The following is a 7,928-nucleotide window of genomic DNA, read 5'->3' as shown; positions in this document are numbered from 1 at the left end:
CGCGACCACGCGCACCACGAGCACTGAGAACGACCCTCGCGAGAAGATTTTTCACGCCGCGCGTCACGCTCTGCCCGGTGCGGGGTCTTGCATATGAGACCCGACGCCGGCCTTGGGGGACACGAGTCGGCATCGGTCTCAGCCGCGCATCTCCCCGCGTGGTCGCGGATGGGGTTGCACCCACAGCCCCATCCGCATTCTCCGGCCGGTCGCCCGGCTCAGATCCAGCCTCGCTCCTCAGCGAGCAGCACCGCCTGCTGCCTCGTCCCCACTGACAGCTTCGCGAGCACGGCAGAGACGTGGTTGCGCACCGTCCCCGGCGCGAGCGACCACGACCGGGCGATCTGGCCTGTCGTCTCGCCGCGGCGCCCGGCACGCAGCACATCGAGCTCACGGTCAGTGAGAGGTGAGCGCTCGTCGCTCAGCGCATCCGCCGCGATCTCGGGATCCACGTAGCGAGCACCCGCCGCGACCCGTCGGATGACATCGGCGACCTGGTCGGCACCGCGCGACTTCGGCAGGAAGCCGGAGACACCGGAGGCGAGTGCCCTGCGCAGCACCCCCGGTCGGGCATGCCGGGTGACCACGATGCACCGGGTGGCGATGGCGCGATTCAGCCTCTCGGCGACTTCGACGCCGTCGAGCCCGGGCATCTCCAGATCGAGCAGGCATATGTCGGGCTGCAGTCTGAGGGCTGCGGCGAGCGCCTGCTCGCCGTCGGCGCACTCGGCGACCACCTCGATGTCGCCTTCGAGTCGCAACAGGGCGGCGAGCGCCGAGCGGATCATCGCCTCGTCATCGGCGAGCAGTACCCGGATCATCGCCGCTCCCCCGCGTCGGAGGCGGCCCCGACGCTCGCAGGCACGGTGACCATCACCACGAAGTCCCCGTCATGGTCACGGATCTCGAGGGTTCCTCCCGCTTCGGAGATGCGGCGTCGCACGCCGTCGAGTCCGGATCCCACAGGCTCCCCCGCCGCCCCGGCGATCACGTCGTTCGCGACCTCGTAGCGCCACCCCTGCGGCACCCTTCTGAGGGCGAGGCGCGCGTGACGACCGCCGCCGTGCCTGAGGACGTTGGTGGTCGTCTCTCGGATCACGGGTCCGAGTGCTGCGGCAGGGGCGTCGTCGGCATCCGGGGCGATGTCGGCCTCGACCGCGAGTCCCGCCGCGCTGAGCAGGTCGCGCGCGTTGGCGACCTCATCTCCGAGCGGCACCGATCGGAATCGCGTCGCGAGATCTCGCGTGCCCTGACGAGCCTCGTCGACACTCACCCGCGCCGCCTGCAGCTGTTCGAGGGCTGCGTCGGGGTCTCTGCCCATGAGGCGCTCCGCCAGTTCGAGCTGCAGCGCGATCACCTGCAGGTGGTGCCCCTGCAGGTCGTGCACGTCGGTGGCGACGCGCAGGCGCTCCTGCGTCGCCGCGAGACGCGACTCCGACGCGCGGGCGCGGTCGACGGCGACGAGAACGTCCCACCACCAGAGCGAGCTCACCGACATCGCCGGAATGAGGATCGCGTACACCGCGGGGATCCATCCGGGCGCTCCCGCCGGGGCGGCGCCGCGGGCGGCGTCGATGAACGCGATGCACAGCAGCACCAGTGTCATCAGCACCACGACGCGCAGCCGCACCCCCTTCGGCCAGTTCAGCAGCACGACGGACTGCGCGAGCGGCATGACGGCGAGCAGCCAGCTGTCGATCATCAGGCCCGCTGCGGCGCCGTAGGCGATCGCGATCAGGAGCGGACCGGCGATGCGCGCCCAGGGGATGCCCGGCTCGGCATCCAGCCGGTGCCGATAGCTCGCCAGCAGAACGACCGTGGATGCCCACCAGACGAGACCGCCGAGGGCCACCACGAGAAGGGCTGTCGTACTCCCGGGCTCGGCCAGAGTCTGCAGAACCCAGACGAGCACCAGGAACACCTCGAGGAAGAGCACGGCCGAGATCGTGTACCACCAGGTCGCGGTGATTCCCCGCGCAAGCTGGCGCGCTCCGGGAGGCGGGTCTCCGAGCGGTTCGACGACCGCGGAAGGGCTGGGCATGCCCCCACGATACGGGCGTGACACATGTCACGGATGCCGAGGGAGGAGCACCCGGAAAGCGGTGACGCCTCGACACTGCCGCTACGGCACGGAACGCGGTGGACTGGATCCATCGCGGCGGAGACACCGGCGCATCCATCGACAGGAGCACTCCATGAACCTCATCGAGACCTTCCAGGGCTTCGTCGCCCAGGTGCCCGAACTCCTCCAGCCTCTGATCGTCGCCCTGGCCGGCGCGATCCCCTTCATCGAGGGCGAGGGCGCGGTGTCGATAGGCATCATCGGCGGCATCCACCCCGTGGTCGCCGCCATCGCCGCGATCGTCGGCAACTTCCTCTGCGTCGCCGTGCTCGTGATCGCGAGCTCGGGGGCACGCACGGCCATCGTGAACCGCAACCGCAGCCGTCAGGCGGTCGCGGCCGGAGGCGGCGGAGCGCTCGAAGACGTGCCCGCCGAGTCCGATCGGGGCAGCGCACGGCGTGAGAAGTTCCAGCGGGCGTTCGAACGCTACGGCGTTCCCGGGGTGAGCCTGCTCGGTCCGCTCCTGCTGCCGACGCAGTTCACCGCGACGATGCTGGCCGCTGCAGGGGTCGGGAAGGTCCGCATCCTCATCTGGCAGGGTGTGGCGATCATCGGCTGGACCACGCTCGTGGCCGTGATCGTGGGCAGCGCGGTCTACGCGATCCGTTGAGCACGCCCGGCGCGACGCCGGCACATCGACAGCAGGCGGTCACCACGAGGTGACCGCCTGCTGTCATCTGGAATTCCCGATCAGCGCCGCGCGGCGTCCGCCCGTCGCGTGGCGGTGACGGCGGTAGCGATCCCGCCGCCGACGATCAGCGCGAGAGCGAGCACCAGGAATCCCGACACGTCGCCACCCCCGGTCAGGGCCAGGTCCGTACCGGGAGCGACCGCCGCAGGTGTCTGCGTCGGCGCCGGAACCGAGATGGCTGTCGGTGTCGGTGTCGGCATCGGAGTGGGTGCGGGTGTCGGTGTCGGCTCCACCATGGGGAGCGCATTCGCGGTGTTGGTGAGTGTGAGCTGCACGCCTGCCACTGTTGCGGGCGTCACCTCATACGTGCCGTCGCCCGCGTCGACCACCCCGTCACCCGTGATCGACCATGCGCCCCATGTCACGCCCTCGATCGTGGGGAGGTCGATCTCCTCGATCACGAAGGTCGACCCCAGCGGGGCACGATCACCGGCCACCGGCTGGCCGACCGGCACCGTCAGGGTCTTCGCGGGAGCATCCGACCCCTTCACCGAGTAGCGCACCGTGTAGGTCGCGCCTCTCGCCGCGTCGGCGCCGTCGCCGGTCAGCGCCTTGCTGATCGAGAATCGCGTATACCCGACGCCGTTGCCGTCACCGCCGCCCGTTTCGGTGATCGTATGCGTCGCAGAGGTCTCGATCGTGTTCACGATGACGTGGTTGCCGAACACCTGCCCGTCGACGACCGGCAGTTCGGATTGCGTGTAGTAGACCAGCTCGTAGGCGAATCCCGCGACCGGGAGCCCCGACGCGACGGCCTTGAAGGACTCACCGTCATCGGCGAAGACGACCCGGTAGCTCGCGGGAGAGACCGGAGTCCACGTCCCCGCCATTGCACCGTCCTCGACCGGACGCTGACGCAGCGTCACCTCTCCGGTGTAGTGATGGTCGGCGAGACCCTGATCGAGGACGTCCGAGATCGTGAAGCCGCCGTCGTCGACGAATGCGCTCGGGATTCCGACGACCCATTTCAGGTGCCCGTCGGTCGCCGTCGTCCCGGCGTACTTGTACGGCAGTGCGTCTTCGCCCAGCTCCTCGGGAATGATGCCCCCCTGCCCCGGAAGATCGACGATCTCGACCGTGTCCCCCAGATCGAAGCGCACCGTCTCCGAGGTCGTGAGCTGCGAGGCCGTGGCCTGCATCCAGAACGACCCGCCCACCTGCTCCTTGCCGTCGACCGCATCGGTCAGCGTGCACACCACGTCGGGCCCATCGCCGTCCGACACCACGCAGTTCGCCATGACCTCACCGGTGTCGGGATCGGTGATGGTGAATCCGCCGGCCGTCTGACGATGGAACTGCGTAGGCAGCGTCATCCCGAAGGTCTCACCGGCGACCGCTCCGTCGGGAACCGACCACTCCCCCGATATGCGCACCTGCTGCCACTGTCCGACGGGCCCCGTACCGCTGGACTTCTCGATCGAGAGACCGCTGATGGCCCCGGTGTAGGTCACCGTCGGAGCCGCTGCGGCGGGCAGCGCAACCCCCAGAAGCGTCGACATCGCCGCGATCACACCCATGATCGCGGCGATGGCGCCGTGCTTTCGCGAGGGCCGTGCCCCGCCTGTCATCGTTCCGTGCGCGCGCACGACTCTGCGTTCCCCAGTCATCGTCATCCCCAGTTCCGATTCGAGTCGCTCCCAATCGCGACTCTTCTAAGAGATCAGAAATGGGTCCGTGGATTACGCGGTAGCCGATATACAGCAACGGAATACCGGCACAGCGCGGACAGCGGCCGCCTGGCCCTCGCGAAGATTCCGTGATCAAACCGTTGCATTCGTTACCTCGCCGTTATAGAGTGATCGCACGGTGAATGTTTGCTGTGGCATACACCGCATGTGATTGCAGGACACTCTTGGTGCAAGGGACAAGGGCCGGTCGGGAGCCTCTCCGACCGGCCCTTTACTGTTGCCAGTAATCTGTTCACCATGACCGATCGCAAGCTCGCCGTCGAGGCATGGGAGAGTCTGTTCCGCGCCCAGCACGAGCTGTTCACCGAGATGAACGCCGACTTCGACCACGGCGACCTCGCCCAGGCCGAGTACGACGTGCTGCTCACCGTCACCCGCTCCCCCGGCATGTCGGCCCGGCTTCGTGATGTGACCTCCAACATGCTCATCAGCCAGCCGAGCGTCTCGCGCCTGATCGACCGCATGGTCTCCCGCGGGCTCGTCTCGAAGTGCCCAGACCCCGACGACGGGCGAGGCGCGCTCATCAGGGCGACCGAGGCCGGAACCAAGGCGTTCCGCAGCATCGCGACCGTGCACGGGCGCTCGATCGCCGACCGGATGTCGCGACTCGACGACCACGAGCTGAAGACCCTCCGCGACCTGGCGGAGAAGCTTCGCGGTCGCTGACCGGGGATTTCTGCCCGCGACGGCATCTCCCCTTTTCTGGCAGGGTGGAGCGTGAACGCCCGCGCGGCCGCGCCGGCATCCAAGACCGCCCCCTCGGGGGGAACCAGGGAGGTCATCCATGGAGATCGCCGGAATCGTCGGCATCCTCATCATCGTCGGGATCGGCGTAGCCGTCGCTATCGTCGTCCTGCTCATCCTGCTGCTGTTCGCACGCAGCTGGATCAAGGTCGCGCGCGCCGATGAGGCGCTCGTCATCTCGGGACGCAAGCAGAAGGTGCAGCGTGCCGTGATCGCGGCAGACGGCACGACGACCGACGAGATGTCGGAGTCGCCCGTCACGGTCATCGTGAACGGCAAGTCGCTGGTGAACCCGATCACGCAGCGCCACGAGATCATCTCGCTGCGCTCGCGCCAGGTCTCGCTCAACGCCGAGGCCCAGTCGCTCGACAGCGTCACCCTGAACGTCGACGGCGTCGCCATCGTGAAGATCGGCTCCGACCCGATCCTCGTTCGCCGCGCTGCCGAGCGTTTCGCCTCGCAGGACGCCGCGATCGAGCAGTTCACCACCGAGCAGCTCGAAGGTGCCCTGCGCGGCATCGTCGCCACCCTGTCGGTGGTCGAGCTGATGCGGGAGCGCAAGAAGTTCTCCGACCAGATCGCCGCCGACGTCTCGCAGGAGCTGGCCGAGCAGGGCCTGATCCTCGACTCGTTCCAGATCAAGGGCATCACCGACGCGGTCGGCTACATCCAGTCGCTCGGTGCTCCCGAGATCCAGGCGAAGCGTCAGTCGGCCGAGATCTCGCAGACCAACGCCGACCGAGCGATCAACCAGAAGAACATCTCGAACCAGGAAGCCAACCTGATCGAGCAGACCGCGCTCGACACGAACACGGCGAACTCGAACGCCGGCATCGGCCGTGCGCGTGCCGAGGCCGAGCAGGCAGAGAACCTCGCCCGCGAGCAGGCCCAGCAGGCCGTTCTGCAGCAGCAGGCCGAGAACCGTCAGGCTCAGCTCGACGCCGACGTCAAGCGCGTCGCCGACGCCCAGCGATACGAGGCCGAGACCCGGGCTCAGGCCGAGCTCTACACGCGTGAGCGTGCCGCAGAGGCCGGCGCTATCGAGCAGGTCAAGCAGGCAGAAGCTCGCACCCGCATCGCCGAGCAGCAGGCCCAGGCAGACCGCGCCAAGGCCGACGGTGAGGCCGCAGCGGCGATCGCCCGCGCGTCCGGTGAGGCCGACGCGCTGCGCGCCCAGGCCGAGGCCGAGTCCGAGGCACGCCGCCTGCGGGCGAACGCCGAGGCAGACGCGATCCGCGCCGAGGGTGAGGCGCGAGCCGCCGCCGTCGAGGCCGAGGCGAAGGCCATCGCGTCGAACCAGGACGCGTTCCTGTCGCAGCGCGTGCTCGATGTGCTGCCCTCGATCATGGCCGAGTTCTCGAAGGGCTATGCCACGATCGGAAACGTCTCGATCATCGGCGGATCCAGCGAAGACGGCGCCTCGAACGTCGTCGGCGCCGACAGCGCGAAGGCGCTCAAGTCGGTGTTCGACAGCGTCAGCGCGGCGACCGGACTCGACCTGGCGTCGATCATCCAGGGCCAGGCCGTCGGACGTGGCATCGGCGAGGGCGTGGCCGCGGCATCCGCCCCGACCGCAGCGCCGACTCGCAGGTCGGCCCCGACCACCCCGCCGCCGCCGGCACCGCCGGCTCCCGCAGCGGAGTAGTCAGCACACAGCGCACAGCGGATGCCGCGGCCGGATCGGTCGCGGCATCCGTCGCCTGCGGAGTCGTGGAGACCGGGCAGACTGGGGAGATGACCACCGCCGCCTTCGACCTCGCCGCCGTCGGCGCAGGACTCTCGTTCGCGGTCACCCTCGACGAACTCGCGGCGGCGCTCGACACGAGCAGGTCCGTGGTCATCAGCGCACCGCCCGGCACGGGCAAGACCACCCTCGTGCCGCCGCTCGTGGCATCCCGGGCGACCGGGCGCGTGATCGTCACCCAGCCTCGCCGGGTCGCCGCCCGAGCCGCCGCCCGTCGCCTCGCCCACCTCGACGGCTCGCCGCTCGGTTCTCGCGTCGGCTTCACCGTGCGCGGCGAGCGCTCTGCCGGGCTCGAGACGCAGATCGAGTTCGTCACGGCCGGAGTGCTGCTGCGGCGGATGCTCGATGATCCCGGGCTCGACGGAGTGTCCGCGGTGATCCTCGATGAGGTGCACGAGCGCGCTCTCGAGACCGACCTGCTGATCGGACTGCTCTCCGAGGTGCGCGAACTGCGCGACGACCTCCTGGTCGTCGCCATGTCGGCCACCCTCGACGCCGCGCGCATCTCGGGCGTGCTCGGCTCGGACGATGCGCCCGCCCCGATCGTCGGCCACCGGATCCCCGCCTTCCCCCTCACCGAGCGCTGGGCGCCGAGCCCCGTACCGCGTCTCGACGAGCGGGGGGTCACACGAGGGTTCCTCGATCACATCGCGCGCACGACGACATCCGCCGCCCTGGATCTCGTGCGCGACGACCCTCGGGCCGACGTGCTGGTCTTCGCGCCGGGCGCCCGCGAGGTGTCGGAGGTCGCTCGCCGCATCCGCGACGCCAGCGCGGCGTTCGACGTGCGAGAGCTGCACGGTCAGATCCCCGCGGCAGAGCAGGATGCCGTGATCCGCGGCCGCGCACCCGACGAGCGGCCGCGCATCATCGTCACCACGTCGCTCGCGGAATCGTCTCTCACCGTGCCGGGTGTGCGCCTGGTGGTCGACAGCTGCC

The 7,928-nt window shown here is 69.3% G+C and carries 7 protein-coding genes; 4 read left to right on the top strand and 3 right to left on the bottom strand.

Going from position 1 to position 7,928, the window contains the following annotated elements; translation table 11 throughout:
• Positions 1-218: 218 nt before the first annotated feature.
• Positions 219-821 (bottom strand): response regulator transcription factor, encoded by a 603-nt coding sequence (locus J7E68_RS10955; protein ID WP_215172534.1) that lies wholly within the window; start codon positions 819-821, stop codon positions 219-221.
• Positions 818-2,041 (bottom strand): histidine kinase, encoded by a 1,224-nt coding sequence (locus tag J7E68_RS10950; RefSeq protein WP_215172532.1) that lies wholly within the window; start codon positions 2,039-2,041, stop codon positions 818-820. Before J7E68_RS10950 ends, J7E68_RS10955 begins: the two co-directional genes overlap by 4 nt.
• 154 nt (positions 2,042-2,195) lie before the next feature.
• Here J7E68_RS10950 and J7E68_RS10945 point away from each other — a divergent pair, with 154 nt between their 5' ends.
• Positions 2,196-2,732, top strand: coding sequence for a small multidrug efflux protein (locus J7E68_RS10945; RefSeq protein ID WP_215172530.1), 537 nt, complete (start codon positions 2,196-2,198; stop codon positions 2,730-2,732).
• A gap of 80 nt (positions 2,733-2,812) precedes the next feature.
• Here the strand turns inward: J7E68_RS10945 and J7E68_RS10940 are convergent, their stop codons facing one another.
• On the bottom strand, positions 2,813-4,420 hold the full coding sequence (locus J7E68_RS10940; protein WP_215172527.1) for an Ig-like domain-containing protein: 1,608 nt from the start codon (positions 4,418-4,420) through the stop codon (positions 2,813-2,815).
• Positions 4,421-4,738: 318 nt separating this feature from the next.
• Between J7E68_RS10940 and J7E68_RS10935 the strand changes: the two genes are divergently transcribed.
• From J7E68_RS10935 to J7E68_RS10925, 3 genes are all read left to right on the top strand, one after another.
• The gene (locus J7E68_RS10935) at positions 4,739-5,167 is read left to right on the top strand and encodes a MarR family transcriptional regulator (RefSeq protein ID WP_215172525.1); all 429 of its coding nucleotides are present in this window, start codon (positions 4,739-4,741) and stop codon (positions 5,165-5,167) included.
• A gap of 118 nt (positions 5,168-5,285) precedes the next feature.
• A complete protein-coding gene (locus tag J7E68_RS10930) occupies positions 5,286-6,890 on the top strand; it encodes an SPFH domain-containing protein (protein ID WP_215172523.1) in 1,605 nt (534 codons plus the stop codon).
• An 89-nt stretch (positions 6,891-6,979) separates the two neighbouring features.
• A partial coding sequence (locus tag J7E68_RS10925; RefSeq protein WP_215172521.1) for a DEAD/DEAH box helicase occupies positions 6,980-7,928 on the top strand: 949 nt, incomplete at its 3' end.

Source organism: Microbacterium sp. ISL-103, assembly GCF_018613995.1.
Classification (GTDB): domain Bacteria; phylum Actinomycetota; class Actinomycetes; order Actinomycetales; family Microbacteriaceae; genus Microbacterium.
The sequence above is the reverse complement of the archived record's forward strand: the minus strand, read 5'-3'. Positions and strand labels throughout refer to the sequence as shown.